Source organism: Lautropia mirabilis (assembly GCF_900637555.1).
Lineage (GTDB): Bacteria > Pseudomonadota > Gammaproteobacteria > Burkholderiales > Burkholderiaceae_E > Lautropia > Lautropia mirabilis.
Map to the genome: position 1 here is coordinate 748,649 of NZ_LR134378.1, position 23,196 is coordinate 771,844.

The 23,196-nt window shown below is 62.5% G+C and carries 12 protein-coding genes and 1 pseudogene; 4 read left to right on the forward strand and 9 right to left on the reverse strand.

Going from position 1 to position 23,196, the window contains the following annotated elements:
- Window positions 1–76: 76 nt before the first annotated feature.
- From EL249_RS03030 to rarD, 5 genes and pseudogenes are all read right to left on the reverse strand, one after another.
- Window positions 77–1,033: a ParB/RepB/Spo0J family partition protein gene (locus EL249_RS03030; protein ID WP_005674419.1), complete on the reverse strand. Its 957-nt coding sequence runs from the start codon at window positions 1,031–1,033 to the stop codon at window positions 77–79.
- Between the two features lie 331 nt (window positions 1,034–1,364).
- Window positions 1,365–2,120, reverse strand: a pseudogene (locus EL249_RS03035) (ParA family protein); the annotation flags it as partial.
- Entirely contained in the window at window positions 2,117–3,142 is a 1,026-nt protein-coding gene (gene rsmG / locus EL249_RS03040) for a 16S rRNA (guanine(527)-N(7))-methyltransferase RsmG (protein ID WP_005674417.1), read from the reverse strand. The pseudogene EL249_RS03035 and the gene rsmG, both read right to left, overlap by 4 nt.
- Entirely contained in the window at window positions 3,139–5,181 is a 2,043-nt protein-coding gene (mnmG, locus tag EL249_RS03045) for a tRNA uridine-5-carboxymethylaminomethyl(34) synthesis enzyme MnmG (RefSeq protein WP_005674416.1), read from the reverse strand. The genes rsmG and mnmG overlap by 4 nt, the downstream gene beginning before the upstream one ends.
- Before the next feature lie 1,405 nt (window positions 5,182–6,586).
- Window positions 6,587–7,498, reverse strand: a complete 912-nt coding sequence (rarD, locus tag EL249_RS03050; protein WP_005674415.1) for an EamA family transporter RarD — start codon at window positions 7,496–7,498, stop codon at window positions 6,587–6,589.
- A 3,570-nt stretch (window positions 7,499–11,068) separates the two neighbouring features.
- On the opposite strand from rarD, the gene pdxA reads away from it, so the two are divergent.
- The gene (pdxA, locus tag EL249_RS03055; RefSeq protein WP_005674413.1) at window positions 11,069–12,097 is read left to right on the forward strand and encodes a 4-hydroxythreonine-4-phosphate dehydrogenase PdxA; all 1,029 of its coding nucleotides are present in this window, start codon (window positions 11,069–11,071) and stop codon (window positions 12,095–12,097) included.
- Between the two features lie 261 nt (window positions 12,098–12,358).
- Here pdxA and EL249_RS03060 read toward each other — a convergent pair whose 3' ends face one another.
- Entirely contained in the window at window positions 12,359–14,233 is a 1,875-nt protein-coding gene (locus tag EL249_RS03060; protein ID WP_005674412.1) for a phosphoenolpyruvate carboxykinase (GTP), read from the reverse strand.
- A 1,048-nt stretch (window positions 14,234–15,281) separates the two neighbouring features.
- Between EL249_RS03060 and metC the strand changes: the two genes are divergently transcribed.
- The 3 genes from metC to EL249_RS03075 all read left to right on the forward strand — a co-directional run bounded on the left by metC (window position 15,282) and on the right by EL249_RS03075 (window position 19,338).
- Window positions 15,282–16,475, forward strand: coding sequence for a cystathionine beta-lyase (gene metC, locus EL249_RS03065; RefSeq protein ID WP_197721600.1), 1,194 nt, complete (start codon window positions 15,282–15,284; stop codon window positions 16,473–16,475).
- 326 nt (window positions 16,476–16,801) lie between these two features.
- Complete coding sequence (locus EL249_RS03070) at window positions 16,802–17,935, forward strand: NAD-dependent epimerase/dehydratase family protein (protein ID WP_005674410.1); 1,134 nt, start codon at window positions 16,802–16,804, stop codon at window positions 17,933–17,935.
- Entirely contained in the window at window positions 17,932–19,338 is a 1,407-nt protein-coding gene (locus EL249_RS03075) for a UDP-glucose dehydrogenase family protein (RefSeq protein ID WP_005674409.1), read from the forward strand. The genes EL249_RS03070 and EL249_RS03075 overlap by 4 nt, the downstream gene beginning before the upstream one ends.
- A 178-nt stretch (window positions 19,339–19,516) precedes the next feature.
- On the opposite strand, the gene EL249_RS03080 is transcribed toward EL249_RS03075, so the two are convergent.
- The 3 genes from EL249_RS03080 to EL249_RS03090 form a co-directional block, all read right to left on the reverse strand.
- A complete protein-coding gene (locus tag EL249_RS03080) occupies window positions 19,517–20,281 on the reverse strand; it encodes a phytanoyl-CoA dioxygenase family protein (protein ID WP_005674408.1) in 765 nt (254 codons plus the stop codon).
- A gap of 163 nt (window positions 20,282–20,444) precedes the next feature.
- Window positions 20,445–20,912 (reverse strand): universal stress protein, encoded by a 468-nt coding sequence (locus EL249_RS03085; protein ID WP_005674407.1) that lies wholly within the window; start codon window positions 20,910–20,912, stop codon window positions 20,445–20,447.
- A 255-nt stretch (window positions 20,913–21,167) separates the two neighbouring features.
- Entirely contained in the window at window positions 21,168–22,970 is a 1,803-nt protein-coding gene (locus EL249_RS03090; protein ID WP_005674405.1) for a putative bifunctional diguanylate cyclase/phosphodiesterase, read from the reverse strand.
- Window positions 22,971–23,196: the final 226 nt, after the last annotated feature.

Sequence of the window (23,196 nt, forward strand, 5' to 3'; positions counted from 1 at the left end):
GGCGTGTTTTCTGCGGACTCCGTCGGTAACGGCAACGAAGTCCGTAATTACGTGATTCAACGGCGTTTGTGTGCGCTCACTCCTGAGTCACGGTGTCCAGCCGCAGTCGCTCCAGCAGCCCCGAGAAAGCGTCGTTGCTGGAGAAGTGGATGACCAGCTTGCCGCGGCCGTTGGCCTTGCTGATGATCTCGACCGTCGTGTTCAGGTGGTCGGCAATGCGCTCACGCAGACGGGCCACGTCGCGGTCGGTCACCGCGTCGGCCGCTCGCTTCTGGTTGGCCTTGGCCAGACCCTTGTTCTCCTCCAGCTTCTGGCTGACCAGGCGTTCCGTCTCGCGCACGGAAAGACGGCGCTGCACCACCAGGTGCGCCATCAGGATCTGCTCGGCCCGGTCCAGCGAGAGCAGGGCGCGGGCGTGGCCCATCTCGATGTCACCGGCCAGCAGCATGGTCTGGACCGTGTCGGCCAGGTTGAGCAGACGCAGCAGGTTGGAGGTGGCGCTGCGCGAGCGGCCGATGGCCTGGGCGGCCTGTTCGTGGGTGTAGTGGAACTCGTCGATGAGACGCTGGATGGCACTGGCTTCTTCCAGCGGGTTCAGGTCCTCGCGCTGGATGTTCTCGATCAGGGCCAGGGCCAGGGCGTTCTCGTCGCTGACTTCCTTGATGATGACCGGCACCGTCTCGAGCTGGGCGAGCGCCGCGGCACGGAAGCGCCGTTCGCCGGCGATGATCTCGTAACGCCCATTGTCGATGGGGCGGATCACCAGGGGCTGCAGCAAACCATGCTCATGGATCGAGTCCGCCAGCTCCTGCAGGGCGGATTCGTCCATGCGGGTGCGGGGCTGATAGCGCCCGGCCTGCAGCAGGTTCAGGGGCATCTCGCGGATGCCTTCCTCGGCGGGGGCGGCCGGACTGGAGGAGACCGCAACCGGTTGCGGGGCAACCGGGGCAGGAGTCTCATCCAGCATCGGGCCATCGCCCCCCAGCAGTGAATCCAGACCGCGACCGAGGCCGCCCTTGGCTTTCTTGCTCATGCCTTGCTTTCCTTGGAATGTTCTCGTGTGTTCTGGGCACCAGGCGTCGGGGCATGGGATGCGCCCGGCCTGGCTTCAAGGTTCTTGTGTGGGATCAGCCGGCGTTGGCCTGGCTCTCTTCGGTGTGACTGTCGGCTGGGGTTTCGCTGGCATGGCCCGACGCGCTTCCGTTCGTGGTGGACGGGTGCTGCGCCTCGGCGGTCTCATCCGCCTGAGTGGGGGCGTTCGTGGATCCGGCCGGTGCGTGAGATGCGTCCCGCGCCTGGGGGGCTGCCTGCTGTCCGGCGCGCGCCTGCGCAGCAGACTTCATCTGGGCCACATAGGCGGGGGTGCGTTCGATCAGCTCGGAGGCAAAGTCCAGATAGCCCAGCGCGCCGCGCGAACCCGGGTCGAAACGAACGCCCGGCAGGCCATGGCTGGGGGCTTCGGCCAGACGGATGTTGCGCGGGATGACCGCCTTGAACACCTTCTCCTTGAAGTGCTCTTCCAGCTGGGCCGAGACCTGCTGCGCCAGCGTGATCCGGCTGTCGTACATCACGCGCAGGATGCCCATGATCTTGATCTCCGGATTGAAGTTGGCGTGCACTTTCCGGATGGTTCCCACCAGGTCGCTCAGACCCTCCAGCGCGTAGTACTCGCACTGCATCGGGATGATCACGCCCTGGGCAGCGCACAGGCCGTTCAGGGTCAGTAGCGACAGCGACGGCGGCGAGTCGATCAGGATGTAATCGTAGTCAGCGCTCACTTGATCCAGCGCGTCCCGAAGGCGGCGCTCGCGCCGGTCCAGCTCGACCAGCTCCACTTCAGCGCCCGCCAGCTCGCGGTTGGCGGGCAGCAGGTAGTAGCCGCCGGCGTCCGAGCGCTGACGGGCCTCGGTCACGGTCGCTTCCCCGATCAGCACGTCATAGACGGACAGGGACAGGCGGCGCTTGTCGATGCCGCTGCCCATGGTGGCGTTGCCCTGGGGGTCCAGGTCGACCAGCAGGGTCCGTTTGCCCAGCTGGGAGAGGGCGGCAGCCAGGTTCACTGAGGTCGTCGTCTTGCCGACCCCGCCTTTCTGGTTCGCAATGGTCAGAATGAGCGTCACTGGGGTCTCCGTCGGTTGGGTTGTGCGGATGGGGGCAGGGAAGAGGAGGGGGTGCCGGTTGCAGGCGAATGGCTGGCTGTCGGTGACGTGGTCCGCGTCAGCGCGCTCGCCGCGGTACCGGAGCCTGGAGGGCTGGGAGGCTTAGCGGCTGCCGGTTGTGCAGCGTCTGGCGCAGGCGTGTTTCCGGCCAGGCTCAGGATGGCCAGGTTGCGCTGCACGCTCAGGTTGATCGTCGGCAGCGGCTCCACGGCTTGCAACATGATGCTTTCCGGAAGCGCCTGCTGTTCCTCGGACAGTCGCAGCGACTTCATGGCAAAGAGAAGTGAGTCCCTGCTCATGTAGGGCTCGCACAGTGCGGCGAAACGCCCCAGTGCGGTGAAGGCGCGGCAGATGAAGTGTGGCGGGCTGATCAGGCTGCGCAGTGCGGGGTGATCCACGGCCTCCTCGGCCGGGCGCGGCATGGTACGGGAGGCAGGTTCCTCGGCTGAGGGGTCTGCGCCGGAATCAGCCGGCGTCGAGACGGCCCCATCCCTGCCCTTTCGAGGGAGCGGGTCTGCTCGCAGCAGGCTTTCCAGATCCTCGATCTTGCCCGCCAGCACGGTGGCGTTCTTCAAGCCGAGTGTGAGCACTGACTGACGAAGGAAGGCGACCTTCTTGCCCACCGGCTCCACCAGATAGATGGGCCGCTGTGGCTGGACGATGGCCAACAGGATGCCGGGAAAGCCGGCCCCGGTGCCCACGTCCACGAGCGCCTCTTCCGGCCGCGGCAGGTAGCGCTCCAGCACCGGCACGATGGCCAGGCTGTCCAGCAGATGCTCGTCGATGAGGTGGGCGCTGTCGCTGTTGCCCAGCAGGTTGAAGGTGCGGTTCCACTGCTTCAGCAGCCTGGCCCATTGCACCACCTTGGCAAAGGCGGTCTCGTCCAGCGTCACGGACAGGCGCTGCAGGCCCTCCTGCAGGCGCTGCGTGTCAGCGTCTGCCCAGGTGGTGTCCGAACGCTGGGCGGGGGCGCGGCGCTTCATGCCGAGTCTCCCTGGGGCTGGGAAGCGGCTGCGTCAGAGGTAGACGCTTCAGGCTGGGTTGGCGTGCGCTGCTCCGTGGCGCTCGCGACCTTCCGGCGCTTCTTCAGATGCACCAGCAGCAGGGATACCGCTGCCGGGGTCATGCCGGGTATGCGTCCTGCCTGCCCGATGGTCTGCGGCCGTTGGGCGATGAGCTTCTGCCGCACCTCGTTCGAGAGGCCGGAGATCTGCGTGTAGTCCAGATCGGCCGGAATCGGCGTGGCTTCCTGCTGGGCCATGCGCTGCACTTCGAGCTTCTGCCGATCGATGTAGCCTTGGTACTTGATCTGGATCTCGACCTGTTCGGCCACGCGGGGATCTGCCTGAACCTCGGCAAACTCCTCCGGCATCAGGCTTGCCAGCTGGGCCAGCGAGACATCCGGGCGCTTCAGAAGATCATGAAGTGAGTGTTTACTTGTGCCATTCTGGCCTTGGGGAGCAGCAGGTGCTTGTGGCGCTGATGGCGAGGCGCCTTGGGCCTCCTCTGCAGCCTGTGTCGTGCCTTGGGGCGTCTGCAGGCGTGCCAGAACCTGAGGATTGGCGAGTGTGGCACGCATGTGGGCAATCTCGCGTTCAATAGCCTCCTGCTTGGAAGTGAACGCTTGCCAACGAACATCGTCCACGCAGCCCATCTGCCGTCCCAGCTCGGTCAGTCGCAGATCGGCATTGTCCTCGCGCAGGCTCAGGCGATACTCGGCCCGGCTGGTGAACATCCGGTAGGGTTCCTGCACGCCCTGGGTGAGCAGGTCGTCCAGCATGACGCCCATGTAGGCCTGATCGCGGCGGGGCACCCAGGGCTCCTTGCCCTGAACCTGGCGCGCAGCATTCAGGCCAGCCAGCAGGCCCTGCGCGGCGGCTTCCTCGTAACCGGTCGTGCCGTTGATCTGGCCTGCGAAGAACAGACCCTGAATCTGCCGGGTTTCCAGGCCGGGCTTCAGTCCGCGAGGATCGAAGTAGTCGTACTCGATGGCGTAGCCGGGGCGCAGGATGTGCGCCTTCTCCAGACCGACCATGGAGTGCACGACGGCCAGCTGTGTGTCGAAAGGCAGGCTGGTGGAGATGCCGTTGGGGTAGATCTCGTGTGTCTGGAGCCCTTCGGGCTCCAGGTAGATCTGGTGTGAATCCTTGTCCGCGAAACGGTGGATCTTGTCCTCGATGGAGGGGCAATAGCGGGGCCCCACGCCTTCGATGACGCCGGTGAAGAGCGGCGAACGATCCAGCGCCTGGCGGATGATCTCGTGCGTGCGCGCGTTGGTGTGCGTGATCCAGCACGGCAGCTGCCGCGGGTGCTGGTCGGCGCATCCGATGAACGAGAATACGGGCACCGGATCCAGATCACCCGGCTGGATGCCCAGCCGGCTGTAATCGATGGTCTTGCCGTCGATACGAGGAGGCGTGCCGGTCTTGAGACGCCCCTGGGGCAGGGCCAGCTCACGCAAGCGGGCTGCCAGCGTCTTGGCCGAAGGATCGGCTGCACGCCCGGCCTCGTAATTATCCAGCCCGACATGCACCTTGCCATTCAGGAAGGTACCTGCGGTCAGCACGACGGCCTTGGCTCTGAACTGGATGCCAAGCTGCGTGATGACACCCACCACGCGATCACCTTCCAGCAGCAGGTCATCCACCGCCTGCTGGAAGAGGGTCATATTGGGTTGGTTCTCCAGTGCCTGGCGGATAGCCTGGCGATACAGGACGCGGTCTGCCTGGGCGCGCGTGGCTCGAACCGCGGGGCCCTTGCTGGCATTGAGAATCCGGAACTGGATACCGGCGTGATCGGTGGCAACGGCCATGACGCCGCCCAGCGCATCGACTTCCTTGACGAGATGCCCCTTGCCGATCCCACCAATGGACGGGTTGCAGGACATCTGACCCAAGGTGTCAAGATTGTGGCTTAAAAGCAACGTTTTTGCGCCAGTGCGCGCCGCGACCAGGCTGGCTTCCGTTCCAGCGTGGCCCCCGCCAACGACGATGACGTCGAAGATTTCAGGGTGAGTGCTCATGCGCCATTATAGATCGCGCGCCCTCATTTTGTGCCCGGTTTCGTGCGTTGTTTCACGTGAAACAGCGATTCTTTTTCGGTTTCACGGGGTTCGGGCACGGAAATTGCAGGGACTGGACGGCTAATCGCTGTGTTGAGCTGCAGGGTGGAGCTCAACGCAGGCAAACATGCGCTCAGCCCACCGGGCAGGAGATGGTCCGCTCTGTGAAGCCGCGGACATCGTCGGAGAGGGCTCTCAGGGAGGAAGAGCATGATGGGTTGCGGCGGACGGCTGGGGCTGGAGGCTCTTCGTGCGAACCTTGATGACCTTGCGCGCGGCCGGCTGCGGGTTTACCGGTCAAAAGAGGTGGGGCACAGAGGCTGCCGTGGTGCCACGACCGTAAGCTGCCATGCATTAGCACGACTGTGACGCAGGATGCAGCCGCTGGACCGTGAGAATGGCGGGTGGAAAGTGTGCTCGCCAGCAGCGACTCATAGCAGGCTGGTGGAATGAGGGCTTGATACCGATGAGGGAAAGTCATGTCTGACGCCATATGATTGACTGGGCTGTGCTTGGCTCGTGACTAACGAAGTACAGGGTAGACGAACTGAATCTGTTCGTTCAGTAACGTCGACTTATGATGAGGGGGCGCTGACGAGGGAAGTGCTGGAGCGACGTTCAGAACCGGGCTTTGATGGAGTGGAGTGCTGAGGACCGCTCAGTCAGTGTCAAAGCGTTCTGGCTGACATAACACGCCGGGAACACGCGTGAGGTGGTTCCAGGAGCACGTTTCAAGACGTCGACCTTGACTACGAAAGGACTAGTGGTGGCCAACGAGGAAATCTGTGCGCGCGTCATGTATATGTCCCAGTCGGGATATAGTGGGTAATAGTGGGTATGGGAAGGCTAGGAGCACCAAGTAGAAGGCGGTATAACCCAGGCTATTGGGGAAAAGAGCGGGAGGTCAGATACCTCCGCACCCGAATGGTAAGACCTGCAGCGCGCCGCTGCATGTTAAGTATGCTGAGTCGGTGTTCGCTCAACCCTTGCCAATAGGCGTGCTTAATCCCTAAGCTTGCCATGTTGGCTTAAGTGGTCATCGGGTCGCCTGCGGGAGCTACGACGCTTCAGCGTTGGGCTCGATTCCACGCGCTGACCATGGAAGATGTTCTGGTCCCCACAAAATGCGTAATAGCGAAGAGCTTTGACGAGAAATAGGCTTAAATGCCTGCCTGTATTACTCACTGCAATCCATGGGACGAGATGTTGGAAGAATCAGCCTGTGTATGCCAAGCTACTCAAGCCCCCATGAATTACGCAAAGAGGGTTGTCCGGGAGTTGCGTCAGAGACGGGTAGGGTGCCAGGGCGACACGTTTCACGTATCCTTTGAGCCTGTCACCTTGCCGCCCACGCATGAAGGGCCATTTACTTTGCTGCTCGTGCAGCTCGTTGTGCGGTGAATATCCCGAACAGGTAGAGTGCGACGCCCGCCCAGACCCAGACATATCCTATGAAGCGTGAGAGCTGGAAGCTTTCATGGAACACCAGCAGTCCCAGCAGGAACTGCATGGTGGGAGACATGTATTGGATCATTCCAAGATTGCTGAGACTGATGCGACGGGCAGCTGCCGCAAAGAAGAGCAAAGGAATGGTTGTCGCCGCGCCGGAACCAATCATCACCATCAAGGGAAGGGTCGATAGATCTCCCAGAGAGACGAGTTTATTCAGATGTCCCTGATAAACCAGGTAGATAGCTGCCAGAGGCAACATCAGGAGAGTCTCCATGGCCATCCCGGTCAATGCATCCAAAGGAGCAAGCTTCCTGATGAGTCCGTAGACGCCAAAGCTCAATGTCAGCAGTAGCGCGACCCATGGAATGGAGCCCGCGGGAATGGCCAGCCACAGAATGCCAACCAGAACCAGGGCAACTGCAACCATCTGAGGCTTGTTCAGACGTTCGCTGAAGAATATGCGTCCCAACAATACGTTGAATAGCGGGTTAATGAAGTATCCCAGGCTCGCGTCCAGGACGTGCCCGTTGGTGACTGCCCACAGGTAGACCAACCAGTTGATGGATATGGATGCTGCTGAACCTGCGAGCATGAACAGAAGGCGAGGATTGCCAAATACCGCGTACAGGTTCTTCAGCTTTCCAGTGCCGATGATAAGGAGCGCCGAGAACAACGCTGACCAGACAATTCGTTGTGCCAGGAGTTGATCGGCTGGCATGAGCCCCTTCAGCGGTGCCCAGTAGAGGGGGAATATGCCCCAGATGAGGTAGCAGGCAATGGCAGATAGTGTGCCTTTCTGCGCAGAAGAAAGCTGTTCCAACGACATATCTATCTAATTAGCCGAGTTAACGATGAGGGTTTCACGGTAGGCCACTTAGTATATGCCTCTCCAAGGAGTGTTCCGGCATAAGGATAGAACGGTGTAATGTGCCTGATGTTTCACGTGGAACAGGGCGAAATACTGACAAAAATAGGCTGTTTCACGTGGAACATCAACAAGTAGCGCCGGTTTGGGACTGTTTCACGTGGAACAGAGAGCGGTTGATCTAGAGCTACTCATGTTTCATGCGGAACGCCGAACGCAGGCGCCCGATACGCCAACGTGATTGCCCATTGGCTGAGGCCGCCTTTGAGTCTGGTTGCCTCCGCCTGTGGTGATGCGTGTTTCACGTGGAACAAAGGGCCGGATGGGTCACGGCGTCCAATGCTTGAACGGGGTATATGGCCATCCGGTTGGCACACCAGTTTGCCCGCGCTGGTGGTGACGGCGGAAGCCCTAACTCCCCTTGACGATACCCGCCTCCTTGCGGACGGAGTACGTGGCATGGAAGAAGCGGGAATCAACTCACGCGCTTTGCGAGACACCATGGATATCCTTGCCCTGGTTGAGGTTTGGCCTGGCATCATGCGCTGTATGTAGAAGTACCGAGTGGTCTCCGGCGCGAAACGCGAGGTTGTTCGTGTTCGTAGTCGTCATACGGGGATTAGAGGTAGAGATGAGAACATTCGCCGCTGTTCAAGGTCTCAGATGTTCCACGATGACGAGGTGGAACTGGTGTTTCACGTGAAACAGGGTAGATGGGGGTCTGAGCACCGGCACTGGAGTGTGTTTGTGGAGTAGCTGCCTGCTATGTGGCCGTTCAATTGGATCTTTCGATTCCTGGGGCATGGTTAGGGCATGGAGTGCCCAAGCTGAAAGACATCGAACGCGCCGTTGAGTGGAGTGCCGTCTGATCTTGGTAGTGTTTGCCTCGTTAGCGACCCGCTGGAACTCTGAATCGCCTGCCATTCAAGTACTTGCTTGATCCAGTGTACCTGGGCAGACCTAGTCTACTTGGCCCATGGAGTGCCTTTTGCTGGATCAGGACTTTCGGATTCGTTGGCTAGTGCCTATTTAAAGATAGATAACCACCTACTGTACTTGCACGCACCTGAACGGGGCCGATTAGAGCTGATGCCGCCATTGGACTTGGCTCGGAGCCGGTTGGTAGTTGGTTGGTAGTTGGCTAGTGGTTAGCTAATGGTTGGCTAATGGTTGGCTAATGGTTGGTGGTTGATAGGAGAGTGTTCTACGGTCGCTTCTGAATCGCTCCGGTGCGGGTGGCCCTTAATAGGGGCGCGTGACAAGGTTGATGCTGATCTGGTAGCCGTCTTTCTGAAGAGGCGAGCCTGTACTTCACCGAAGGACTGGCGAAAGGGTGGGGTGTACTGTTCATTCGGGGCAGATAACGGGTTGGGTGTTTGAGCTATGAGGACCTTCGGGGATGACCGTGGAGTCATGTCCAGCAGTGCGCTATTCCCCGAATTGGTGCCTATAACGGGGTGCTAGTGATGGTCCATGGTTGCTGTCGGGCGGTGCCGGGAACGGTTTTGTCCTTTACGTTCATCGAATGGGCACCGGACACGGGCTTCGCGCACTCTGCATGAATGGCAATGCGCTATATCGTTCAGGACGACGGGACTCCAGAAGGTGGTAGCAAGTGCCTGATTGGTCCGACAGATACGTATTGGCGAGCTGCTCGAGTGCAGGACTATGGTGGATGCTCGCGTATGTATGCCGGATCAGGCGGTATTTCCGGAAGGCTCGATTACATGCATTAACAACGGATACCGGGTTGCGGGCATCCGATCCTTCAGGAAAGGCATGTACGTTGTCTTCCTGTCATCTTCCTTCGTTCATGAGTTGAATCCAAAAATTGGATGTCACATGAACCGGGGATGAGAGGATCATGCCTTGGAGGGAGCGGATCGTGAGCCTGGTGGATCGTGTAGGAGCGAACATGTTTGCGCCATCTGATAGCGAATTCTTCCGAGGCTGAGTGCGATGTTGCGTAGGCCTGCCGGGGCCTACGCGGTTGGTTGAACCTGTGCCGCTGATTTGCCTTCGTTTGCCCGGTGACCGCGTTTGATATCGCGTTGCTCTTCCACCGAGTTGGCATATCCTTGTCGAGCGGCAAGAGTTCCAGGTGGCGCTTGGTTGTCATCATGGCCGTACAGAGCGATGCTTGTTTCACGTGAAACAACACGCCAAATCATCCCTGCAGCCTATACGCGTTGGATGCTGAGTTCCATGCACCGAGTCAGGGGGGCAAGGACTCACATAGAGTGCAGCGGCGCTCACATCATCTCGCCGGGAGGGGCTTGATACTCGGTCAGCCTCAGGAAGCAATACGCCAGCCAAGCTGCGGGGCCAAAGTCCAGGGAGGCCCTTACAGAGGATCTTGGCAGCCAGGAGAGTCTGACTGCTGACGCCTGCGGCTAAGAACCTGTTTGTGTCCAGGCGATAAGGGATGGTCACCGGGCGGATGAGCGACACGAGATGCGCGTCATGACGCCGTGAGAAAGAACCCTGAAAAGCGGCATTCATGCGAACAAGTAGATAGCGCCACTAGGCAAGGAAGCGACTTGTCGTGTGGCAAGGCTGATGCAGTACGCTGCGGCCTGCCAAGGGAAGTCAGGTGGTCAAAGCTCAGCTGCTCGCTCGCTCGGCTGCTCGGCTGCTCGGCTGCTCGGCTGCTCGGTCGCTCAGTGGCTCAGTGGCTCAGTGGCTCAGCCGCTCAGCCGCTCAGCCGCTCAGCCGCTCAGCCGCCTCACGGAGGAAGCTGGAATTCTTGCATCCAAAACAAACCCCATAGGCTAGCTCCCGAATCTGAGCGACCATGAATCATGATGCCGGGATCTGCTCGCCGGACGTAATGACGGTCGGCCACACGCCCCTCCGATGCGGGCCCGCCGCACGTGAAAGACGCTAGTGCTCAACATCCTGCAGTTCTGATTCGAGCAGTGCTTGGACTGGTCAGGCGTCCAACCGATAGGGAGGACACCACATACGCGGCAGCCCGCTCTGGTCTCCAAGCCCATCCCAGAAGATGACGTTGATGAGGATGCCCTCATTTCATGATCGGTAGCGAGCAACCCGGGGTGAAGGAAGTGCCCGGCTACGAATCCATGATTCAGGCGGATCGATGAATCCAGGTCGTCCATGAGCCAGAGCCGGGAATCTGCTGATTCGAAGATCATCCGCTGACATGAGAGCCCTTGCATGAGCGAACGTGCATCAAAGGCATTGCGACAGATGGAAGCAAGCTGGAGTCTGCAGCAGGACGCCGACAGCATCCTTGACGGAGAAGAAGAGCACGCATGGCGCTCCAGGACGAACGGTCGTCCTGTTCAGATAACGCCGTAATTACCAAAGACCCAAAGATCCAAAGGCTTTCTGCAAACTGGCAAGTTTCAGAAACGGAACTCACGCACATAAGTAAGTGAACACACACTTTATATTTTATGTACTCGATGGGGCTATCATGGTTGCCCGTCAGATTGGGCGGATGCCGGGCAACGGGCCCCGGGCCCGTCTGGCGAGAGATGCCGTCAACACGACACGCGAGGTGCCTTGATGATGAGAACTTCTGTGGATGCCCAGAGAACGGATCAGACGCTGAGCCAGGAAGGGCCCCATGGGCAGATTCGGAAGCCGATTGCCATCACGATGGGGGATCCGGCAGGTATTGGTCCGGAGATCATTCTGCGAGCCCTTGCCAGAGCCCCGGAAATGGGCCTGGAAGGCCCTTTTGTCGTTTATGGCTGTCCTGGGTGGATGGAGGCTGTTGCGAGGCGCCTGGGGCTGAATACGGGCTTTCTGGAGGTGGTCCCGGTTACCAAGGTGCCCGAGGACCTTCCGGTGGGGCAGGTTTCGGCAGCGGGCGGTGAGGCAGCCTTCCAGGCGGTGTACCGGGCGGCGCAGGATGCGATGGCGGGCAAGGTGCGGGCCGTGGTGACGGCGCCGCTCAGCAAGGCCGCAATGAACCTGGCGGGCCACGTGTATCCGGGGCATACGGAGATTCTGGCGGAGGTCGGGGGAAATGTGCCGGTGCGGATGATGCTGGCCAACGAGGAGCTGCGCACGGTGCTGGTGAGCATCCATGTGCCGCTGAGGGAGGCGGTCAGCAGTCTGTCGACGGCGGGCATCGTGGAGACGATCCGACTGACGGATGCGTTCCTGCACATGACGGGCATTCAGGCGCCCCGAATCGCCGTGGCGGGCATCAACCCGCATGCGGGCGAGGACGGGCTACTGGGGGACGAGGAGATTCGCGTGATCGGTCCTGCGGTGCAGGAGGTCCGCGCGCTGGGGATTGATGCGAGTGGTCCCTGGCCGCCGGACACGGTGTTCATGCGGGCAAGGGGCTTTGCCGAGTTCGATGTGGTGATTGCCATGTACCACGACCAGGGGTTGATCCCGGTGAAGTACCTGGGGGTGGATGAGGGGGTGAACCTGACGGTGGGGTTGCCTTTCGTGCGAACGAGTCCGGACCACGGTACGGCCTTCGACATCGCCGGCAAGGGCATTGCGCAGCCGAACAGCCTGCTGGCGGCCATGCGGATGGCCGAGCGCCTGTCGGGAAAGTCCGAGGCACGGAACTGATCGAGGGGGGAAAGCGGGAAAGCGGGAAAGGGCGTGAAAGAGGGCCGAGGTTGTACCCCCAAAGCAAGTCTGATGCCCGGCCAAGTCTGACGCTCAGCCAGGTCTGAAGCCTGGCTTGCCGCCCGCGAGCGGGTTCCCGGAGTGCCAATCGATCGGATCCCCCGAAAAGAAAAACGCCCGAAGGGGTCATCGACTCGCTCGGGCGTTTTCTTCATCTCCCCTCAGGTTTTCAGGCCTTCAGGGAGATAGTGGCCGCTGACTTCAGGCTTTCTTGTCCAGCCGCTCTTCCAGTGCCTTGCGCGTTTCACGCAGGGTGGCGGGCAGGCGCTCGCCCAGGCGCTCGAAGAGTTCGTCGTGGTGCTTGAACTCGGCACGGACTTCTTCGGGCTTGATGGCGATGACCTTCTCGAAGTCGGCTTCGCTGAAGTCCAGACCTTCCCAACGCAGGTCCGTGTACTTCGGCGACGTGCCAAGGACGTGCTCGGTGCCGTCCTGGGCCTTGCCTTCGATGCGGTCCAGCATCCACTTCAGCACGCGCATGTTGTTGCCGAAGCCGGGCCAGATGAAGTGGCCCTGGTCGTCGGTCCGGAACCAGTTGACGTTGAAGATCGGCAGGACCTTGGCGCCCTTGGCCTTCAGCCACTCGCCCAGGTTGAGCCAGTGCTGGAAGTAGTCGCCCATGTTGTAGCCACAGAAGGGCAGCATGGCGAACGGATCGCGGCGCACCACACCCTGTTTGCCGCCGGCGGCTGCGGTGGTCTGCGAGCCCATGGTGGCGGCCAGGTAGACGCCTTCGGCCCAGCTGCGGACCTGGGTGACCAGCGGGATGGTGTCGGAGCGGCGGCCGCCGAAGATGAAGGCATCCAGCGGCACGCCGGCAGGATCATCCCAAGCGGGATCGACAGCCGGGTTGTTGGTGGCGGGCACGGTGAAGCGCGAGTTGGCGTGGGCTGCCTTGCGGCCGTTCTTGCCGTCGGCCGGGGTCCAGTCGTTGCCCTGCCAGTCGATCAGGTGTGCCGGCGGCTCGCTCAGGCCTTCCCACCACACGTCACCGTCGTCCGTCAGGGCGACGTTGGTGAACAGCACGTTCTTGTCCAGTGCTGCCATGCAGTTGGGGTTGCTCTTGGCGTTGGTACCCGGGGCCACGCCGAAGTAGCCGGCTTCGGGGTTGATGGCCAGCAGGCGGCCGTTGGCGTCGGGCTTGATCCAGGCAATGTCATCGCCCACCGTGGTGACTTTCCAGCCCTCGAAGCCCTTGGGCGGGATCAGCATGGCGAAGTTGGTCTTGCCGCAGGCCGACGGGAAGGCGGCTGCCACGTGGTACTTCTTGCCTTCGGGCGAGGTGACGCCCAGGATGAGCATGTGCTCGGCCAGCCAGCCGGGTTGGCCGTCGCGTGCTGCGGCATGACCCATCGACGAGGCGATGCGCAGCGCCAGGCACTTCTTGCCCAGCAGGGCGTTGCCGCCGTAGCCGGAACCGTAGGACCAGATCTCGCGGGTTTCCGGGAAGTGGACGATGTACTTCTCGGCGTTGCAGGGCCAGGGAACTTCCTGGACGCCCTCAAGCAGCGGCATGCCGACGCTGTGAACGGCAGGCACGAAGGCACCGTCAGTACCCAGCACGTCCCACACGGGCTTGCCCATGCGGGTCATGATGCGCATGTTGGCAACCACGTAGGGCGAATCGGTCAGCTCGATGCCGATCTGCGAGATCTCGCCACCCAGCGGGCCCATGGAGAAGGGCACGACATACATGGTGCGGCCCTGCATGCAGCCCTTGAAGAGCTGCTTGAGCGTGGCGCGCATCTTGGCCGGTTCAACCCAGTTGTTGGTGGGGCCGGCGTCGATTTCCTTCTCGCTGCAGATGAAGGTGCGGTCTTCGACCCGGGCCACGTCGGACGGGTCGGAGCGGGCGAGGAACGAGCCGGGGCGCTTGGCGGGGTTGAGCTTGATGAGTGTGCCGCGATCGACCATCTCGCTGCACAGCTTGTCGAACTCTTCCTGGCTGCCATCGACCCAGACCACCTGGGCGGGCTCGGTCAGCTCGACGATCTGTCGAACCCAATCGACGACGCCGGTATGCCGCACTTCAGGCGGGACATTGCCGATATCGACTGCCGTTGATGTCTTCGTCATGGAATTTTCCTTGTTGTGAAGTTGAAAAAACACCAGAAGCGGGTTCGCGGTGAACGGCGGTCGGTCTCCTGGCAGCTGCCATCATCCGGGGCCGTGCCCCCGAAGAAGGGGACACTTGCCGGCGCCTTGGAGCACCGGGCAGGCACCGGAATCTGACTGACCGCAGACCGTTCACGGATGTCTCCAGAGCGTGCTATGAACTCGGCAGGCCAAGTGCATAGCGCGCGCAGGAAGACACGTTTTTTCTCACTTGTGATCCTATGCCTTTTGCGGCTTTTTCGCCAACGGTCCCAACGGTGAAAGCAGGTAAACGTTCCGGCAGACGACAGGAAAAGGGGCGTACCCACTGCGTAGTGGTAGGGGGCATGGCGGGGCAGGGGAGGGGGGCTGACACGACCTGCCGTTCGTGAGCGAGTGCCTACTATGGCGGTAACGCCCGTATGTCGGCATGGGGTGGAAACGGAAGAGGGAGTTCTGGCGGGCCGCTGTGTGCGATGGAGGGCGAGCCTGGGCGATGACGACCAGTTTGCCTGAACGGGTTTCGTGAGCCTGTCTGGTGCTTTCCTGAAGTCGACTGCCGTGGACGGGTATGGGGGGCTGGCGGCACGAAAACAGTGGCGTGCGAAGCACGGAATCCGGATGGCGGCACAGGGCTCCATCATGTGGAATCCAGGGTATTGTTAATCCAGGGGCTGGAAGGAGCCGGCGGAAACATTTCTGACAGAATGGACCCCTGCGCATCGAGGGGATTCTGACGCCCTGGCAGGCTTCACGCGGCCCGACTTCCATCGACGCTTTCCGTCCCCCGGGCATCGGTTTGAACCACGCCTGCCCGGGGCAGGGGAGGGCGCCCAGGTGTCTCGAATGTCTCGAACACACGAAGAGTGTGCGCTTACTTTTTTGATTGCCATCTGGCCGCAAAGGCGCGATGGTGCATCTGTGCAAAGGGAGTTTCGTCGTGACGGACAAGCAATCTGCCGGGGCCGCTGGTTCCAGACAGGGTACGGAAGAACATCAGGCATCGGCCTTGCCGGGGGAGCACCCGAGGGTGCAAGGCTGTGAGCCGATCCAGGCAGGCCGTGGCATCAGCCGGCCCATCAAGGTGGTCAACCCGCCCGTGGTCCGGGCATCCAGCGTGATCTTCGAATCGGTGCAGGCAGCCATCGAGGCTGGTCGGCGCACGGACCGGGGCGAGCTGCACCATTCCACTTACGCCACCGCCGGCACCGAGACTACCTACGCGCTGATGGATGCCGTGGCCGAGCTGGAGGGAGCGCCCCATGCCGTGCGGGCTGCCCTGATGCCTTCCGGCCTGGCAGCGATCTCTACCGTGATGTGGGCGTTCACTTCGCCCGGTGACGAGATCCTGATGAGCGATTCGGTCTACGGGCCGGCACGCACCTTTGCCGATACGCTGCTGGCCAAGTTCGGGGTGCGCACCATCTACTTCAACCCGCTGGCCACACCGGCAGATCTGGAGAAGTTGGCAAGCGCTCACACCCGGATGATCTATCTGGAAAGCCCGGGCAGCTACACCTTCGAGATCCAGGATGTGCCGGCCATCTGCGCCTGGGCACGCCAGCGCGGGATCCTGACCGCCATCGACAATACCTATGCCTCGCCGCGGCTGGCGCGGCCATTCGACTGGGGCGTGGACATCTCCATCCCGGCGCTGACCAAGTACTGGTGTGGCCATGCGGACGTGCTGATGGGCGCCGTGGTGGTGCGCGAGCCGCTGTGGCAGCAGCTGTGGACGACGGTGCGGCAGCTGGGCATCTGCGTGGGCGGTGATGATGCCTGGCTGGTCCTGCGGGGCATCCGCACGGTCGATGCACGGCTGCGCATGCACGAGCAGACGGCACTGGCGGTGGCCCGTTGGCTGGAGACGCAGCCGGATGTGGTTCGGGTGCTGCACCCCGGGCTGGAGAGCCATCCGCAGCATGCGCTCTTCAAGCGCGACTTCCTGGGCAGCAACGGGCTCTTTGCTTTCGAGCTGAAGAAGCCCATGTCCCCGGCCGCGATCATGGCACTGTGCAATGGACGGCGCCATTTCGCGCTGGGCTTCTCGTGGGGCGGCTTCGAGAGCCTGATCATGCCCGCGCACCTGGATGGCTGCCGCAGCGTCCAGCCCTGGAAAGGGGGGCAGCTGATCCGCATCCACTGCGGACTGGAACCGGCCGAAGCGCTGATTGCTGACCTGGAAGAGGGCCTGAAGGCCATGCGGGCGGCCAACGCGGCCTGAGGCCCGAACACAGCGGGCACGTCCCGTGACGTGTCGTGGGGCATCGGGAAGGCCGGGGATGAAGGCAGGTACTTGCCGCTCATCCCCGGCCTGTTGTTTTTTCGTCGGGACGCACCTGCTCCCATGCCAACTATTTACACGCGACCGCCGGATAAATTGACGATAATCCTCGGAACGATCCCGGTGCGTCCGGCTGGCCTGCGGGCCGTCGACGGCGACAGCGGCGGGACCGGTCCAGGAACTGGGCTGGTCAGCGCTTCTCCCGCAGGGGCGCCCGGATCGGCCAATCACGAAACGAGTCAGTGCTTACTTACGGGGTAAACTCGATGACAACGCCTTCTGGTCTGCTTCCCATTGACCAATTGATCAACCAGGATCTGGACGACCTGATCCGCAAGGCCCGTCCGCAGTTCGAGGCGCTGGCTGGCAACCATGTGTGGCTGACGGGGGGCGCGGGCTTCCTGGGCTACTACCTGGTGCTGTCGATGGGCCACTGGAACAAGACGGCGGCGCCCGGCAAGAAGATCCGCCTGACGGTGCTGGACAACTATGTGCGTGGCGTGCCGGCCTGGCTGGAAGGCGCGAAGTCGGAAGAGATCAAGCTGCGCAAGCATGACGTGACGCACCCGATCCCGACCGATCTGGAGCCGGCCAACTTCATCATCCACGCGGCCTCCATCGCCTCGCCGATGTACTACCGCAAGTATCCGCTGGAGACCATCGACGCCAACGTCAATGGCCTGCGCCTGATGCTGGACTACGCCGCCGAGCGCAACCAGAAGGAACCGGGCTCGATGAAGGGCTTCCTGTTCTTCTCCACCAGCGAGATCTACGGCGACCCGACGCCCGATGCCATTCCCACGCCCGAGACCTATCGCGGCCTGGTGTCGTGCACCGGCCCGCGTGCCTGCTATGACGAGTCCAAGCGGGTGGGCGAGACGCTGTGCGTGCTGTATGCCCAGAACAAGGGCGTGCCTGTTTCGCAGGCACGGCCGTTCAACAACTATGGCCCGGGCCTGAAGATCACCGACGGCCGCGTGCTGCCCGACTTCGCCCGCGACGTGCTGGCCGGCCGCGACATCGTGATGCTGTCCGACGGTTCGCCGACCCGCACCTTCTGCTACATCACCGACGCCCTGTCGGGCTACCTGCGCGTGCTGGTCAACGGCCGCCGGGGCGAGCCCTACAACATCGGCATCGAGACGCCCGAGATCACCATGCGCGAGCTGGCCGAGCGGGTGCAGAAGCTGGCGAAGGAACTGTGGGGCTACGAAGGCAAGGTCATTCACAAGCTGTCCAGCGAGGGTGAGGTCTACCTGAAGGACAACCCCAACCGGCGCTGCCCGATCATCACCAAGGCACGCACCGAGCTGGGCTATGCGCCGGAAGTGGATGTGGACACGGGTCTGCGCCGCATCCTCAACTGGTATTACTTCAATCGTGATGCAGAGGCTGCATGATGAAACTGTGTGTGGTGGGAACCGGCTACGTCGGTCTGGTGTCGGGAACGTGCCTGGCTTCGGTCGGGCACGAGGTGGCCTGCGTCGACGTGGATGCAGCCAAGGTCGAGCGCATCAATCGGGGTGAGCCGCCGATCCATGAGGACGGTCTGGAAGCACTGCTGAAGGCCAACGTCGGTACACGTCTGCGAGCGACCACTTCGCTGGCCGACGCGATGGATGGCGCCGATGTCGCGCTGATCTGCGTGGGTACGCCCTTCGATGGCAAGACCATCGACCTGAGCTACGTGCTGCAGGTCTCGCGCGAGATCGGCAAGGTGCTGAAGGATCAGGCCGCGGCCGCAAAAGCCGCCGGCAAGCAGCCGCATTACTGCGTGGTGACGGTCAAGAGCACGGTGGTGCCGGGCACGACCGACACGGTGGTGCGCAAGGCCATCGAGGAAGCCTCGGGTCTGGTGGCCGGCAAGGACTTCGGGCTGGGCATGAACCCCGAGTTCCTGGCCGAAGGTGTGGCCGTGAAGGACTTCCAGGAACCGGACCGTATCGTGGTGGGGGGCATCGATGCCCGCAGCACGGCGCAGCTGGCCGAGATGTACGCGATGTTCCGGAACACGCCGATCATCCAGACCACGCCGCGCACGGCCGAGATGATCAAGTACACCTCCAATGCCTTCATGGCCACGATGATCTCGTTCTCGAACGAGATCGCGCGGATCTGCGACGGCATCGGTGAACTGGATGCGGCCGAGGTGTTCAAGGGCCTGCACCTGATGAAGCACCTGATCTACCGCGACGGCGAAGGCAAGCTGAAGACGGCGGGTGCCACCTCCTTCCTGTGGGCAGGCTGCGGCTTTGGCGGCAGCTGCTTCCCGAAGGATGTGAAGGCCATCACGGCGCATGCTCAGCACCGTGGCGTGGACACGCCGATGCTGGACGCGGTGCTCTCGACCAACAAGACGCAGCCCGAGCAGATGCTGCGCCTGTTGAAGGAGCAGGTGGGCAACGACCTGAAGGGCAAGCGCGTGACCGTGCTGGGCGTGGCCTTCAAGCCGGGTACCGACGACGTGCGCGAATCGCCGGCGCTGCCGATCATCGCTGCGCTGGTGAAGGAAGGCGCGAAAGTGACCGCTCACGATCCGATCGCGGTTCAGACCGGCAAGAAGGCGCTGGCCGACTTCGGTGTCCCGGAAAGTGCCTATCAGTTCCAGCCCAAGCTGGATGATGCCCTGGCGCAGGCCGAGGCCGTGCTGCTGGTGACGAGCTGGCCCGACTACAAGGCCGTGCCGGAGCTGCAGCAGAAGGCGGGTCGCACTGCGGTTCCGCTGATCGATGGCCGTCGCTACATCGCGCGCGACGCGCTGCCGGCATACAGCGGCATCGGCCTGTCGGTGAGTACTCACTGACGGTAACGTTCCGAAGCAGTCTCGAATGCTGCTTCGGGATGTCCTGAAGGCCAGGTGGTCTGTCCGGGTTTTCAGCCACGGCACTTCGTCTGCGGATGAAGTGTTGATCGGCCGGCCTTCGATCGGGCGGCAGGTGTCTGTGGATGCCTGCCGCTTTCTTTATTGTGGGATGGGCAGATCAGTCTGTCAGGCCCAGCACGCTCTCAAAGACCTGTGCGCAGATGAGGTCTTTCTGAGCGCCCCATTGGGCGATGAGGTTGCGTCGGGGAACGGCTGAAAGGTTGTTGCCGGCACCATGGACAATACGGGATCCCAGCACGACGACACTGCCGGGTGAGCAGGTGACGGCATGGCCTGTTTCATCCCATGGATGCTCCTCCTGCTTCCAGGTGTTGAACTGCTGCTCGTTCCAATGCTGGCTGCCGCGGATGATGCGGGTGGCGCCTTGTTCTGCGTGCATGCCGTCCAGGCAGATGAGAATGCGAAGCTGGCGACCGGTATGTGTGGTGCAGTAGCTGTTGGGCCAGTCCCGATGCCAGTTGCACGCGCAGCCACCGTTGGCAGCACGAATGGTGGCATTGCTGAAGTGGCAGACGCTTTCAGTGTCCAGGAGAGCCTCGGCCATGCGACGGCAACGCTCATCAAGGATCATCCGACGCAAGACGACGCTGTGTGAGGCCAGGTCGCCAATGATGTAGGGTTGCGTCGCTGCAGCGGCTCGGAGCGCCTGTGGAATCCCCGTCAGCTGTCTTTCCGGCACATCCGATTGCCATACGACGTGTTCCTGCCATCGCAGGGGATGGGTCCGGATGTCATCGACGAGTGCATCCAGAGCATCAATCGCCTGTTGCACTTCGGCCTTTGTCCAGACATCGGGAATGACTGCGTAGTCGTCACCCTGGAACTGACGCCTAGCAGCGTCCAATGTGTTGGGAGCTTCCATGGAGTGGGATCTTCGCGATTCAATAGGGCGGCCGCAAGGGGGGAGCCGTTCCCTGAAGAGGCGCCTTGAGCGGCCAAAGGTAAAACAGCCCACTGGCAAGCCAGTGGGCTGTCGGAAGTGATCGGCTCATGGCCCTGAACAGGCCACGGCCGGGAGCACGGGATCAGGCCGCGTCTTCTTCCGGATTGCGCACGACCAGCAGGTCGATCTTGGCGTTGCTGATGAGGCGGCGGGTGGCACTGCCCAGCAGCAGGGCGCTGAGGCCGCCGCGACCGTGCGAGGCAACGACGATCACGTCGGCTTTCTTGTCGTGGGCGATCTTGATGATGCCGTCTGCGGGCTCATCGGCGATTTCGAAGCCGGTCTCATACTGCAGCCCGGCCGCCTTGGCCTTGGCGCATGCCTTGTCGAGAATCTCCTGGCCGCTGGCGCGCACTTTCTCGTCGTGCTCGTTGGCGGTGAGGTAGTTGTTGGGCACCAGGTCGCCGGCGTAGAGAGGCGGTGCATACGGGGCACCGACGGTGGCGACGATCACGGAGGCCTTCAGGGAAGTGGCCAGGTTGATGCCAGTATCGACGGCCCGTTCGGACAGCGGGGAACCATCCGTGGCGATGAGAACGCGGTTGTACATGAGACAGGTCTCCTTTCGAGAGGCAGGCCAAGGCACGGGCTGCCCGGCCCAGTGGGATCCTGTTTCAAGGATAGACCAGAACGCGACAGAGGGGGGCGCTTGACCCCGCAAGAAGTGCAACCTGTTGCGTCAGGTTAAATCGGAGCGATATAAATCCGGGCGCCTGGGGAGGTGTCGTGGGCGCTCAGAGTCGTGTCCGGCCAAGGCCAAGAGAGGGCGTCAGCGTTCAGGCGGCGAGATTTCAGGCCGGAATGTTCAGGCCGGCAGGGCGGGCTGGAAGCGGGTATTGGCGTGCAGGCGGGCGCGCAGGTCGGCGGCGCTGAGGGGCGGGCAGAACAGGTTGCCCTGCAGGGTGCAGTCGGGCAGGTTCTGCTGGATGCAGGCAAACTCGTCGGGACGTTCGATGCCCTCGGCGACGGCTTCGAGCCGGAGTCCCTGGGCCAGCGCCAGGATGGCGTTGACGATGGCACGGGAGACGGCCTGCTGGGGCAGCCCCTGAATGAAGCTGCGGTCGATCTTGATCTCGTCGAACGGCAGGGTGTGCAGGTAGGTGAGGGACGAGTAGCCGGTGCCGAAGTCGTCCAGCGACAGCTTCAGGCCCAGTTGCTTGAGCTGGGTGATGAGGCAGCGGGCCTGGTCGCCGCTTTCGATGAGCAGGGTCTCGGTCAGTTCCAGGATGAGCTGCTCGGGAGGCAGGCCGCTGTCATGCAGGGCCTGGCGCACGGTGTCGACCAGGTTGCCGCGCTGGGTCTGGGCGGCCGAGACGTTGACGGCCATCTTGAGGGGAGGGAGCCCCTCGTCCAGCCAGGCGCGGGCCTGACGGCAGGCTTCGTTCAGGGCCCAGGCGCCAATGTCTGCGATGAGCCCGCTGCGCTCGGCGATGGGCACGAAGTGTTCGGGCAGGATGAGGCCGAGTTCGCGGTGATGCCAGCGGATGAGCGCTTCGACACCGGTGATCTGAAGGGTGCGGCTGCAGATCTTGGGCTGATAGAAGAGGCGCAGCTCCTGGTGACGGATGGCGTGGCGCAGGTGGTTCTCCAGCGTCAGTGCGTCCAGGCGGGCCTGTTTCTGGGTGGGGTCGAAATACTCGATGCGATGGCCGCCGCGCCGCTTGGCCAGGGCCATGGCCTGTTCGGCATGGCGGGTGAGCTGGGTGTGGTCGGTGGCGTGGTCGGGGAACACGGCCATGCCCACGCTGGCCGAGATGAAGAGTTCCTTGCCCTCGATGTGCAGCGGCAGGCCCATGATCCGTTGCAGCTCGTCCATGCAGGCCGTGTGCTCGGGGTCACCGGGGCGGCCGGGCAGCAGGGCCATGAAGCGGTCGGCGCCGGTACGCGCCAGCCAGGGGCTGGTGGTGCGAAGGCGGCGGCGACGCTCGGGGCCGGTGTGGCGGCTGACCAGATCGTCCAGCCGCTGGCTGACGGCTTTCAGGAAGGCATCGCCAATGGCATGGCCCAGACCGTCGTTGAGTTGCCGGAAGCGGTCCAGGTCCAGCAGCATGAGCGTGCAGGCGCGGGGCGTGGAACGCAGCACGGATTCCAGCCGGCGCATGAAGCCGGTGTGATTGGTCAGGCCGGTCAGCAGGTCCTGACGCAGCAGGCGGTCCCGATAGATCCTCAACCCCAGGCACTGGCGCAGCTTCAGCAGCAGGGCAGACTCGTCCAGGGGCTTGGCCAGCACGTCGGTCAGGTTCAGGGCCAGGGCCTCCCGCCACAGGGGGCGGGGATCTCCCGCCGTGAGCAGGATGACGGACAGACGCTGCCAGGCGGCGTTCTTGAGCTGCTCGCGCAGCCAGTTCAGGCGGGGATCTTCGGGCCCGTCCAGATGCACGAGCAGCAAGGAAGGTGTGCGCTCACTCTCGATGATCTCCTCGGCCTCACGCGGATGCTGAATGACGCAGAGCGTGCCCAGTCGATGGGCTTCCAGCAACCCGGATACAAGCTTGCCGACGGCCGGATCCGCATCGAACAGCAGGACGGTGTTCTGCTTCTGGATCAGCGCGTCTTCGCTGCGATTGGCTGCGTTGCCGCCAATGCTGAGGGGGACCTCGAAATTCACCGGGAAAAGGGCTGAAGATGTATGAAAGTGTCAGTGTGACAGGCAGAGATTACCGCATTTGTGAACATAAGTTTCAGAGTGCGCCCCTTGATGTGAGGGGTGAGGCATGTCGGGCATGCTCCACCCGGCCCAGGCAGCGGTGGCTCGGAAGAGGAGGGGCACAGCGCCTGCCTGTCGTGCGCCGCTGCGCCATGTGCCACCGGAGGCCGTCCCTTCTTCAGCCCAG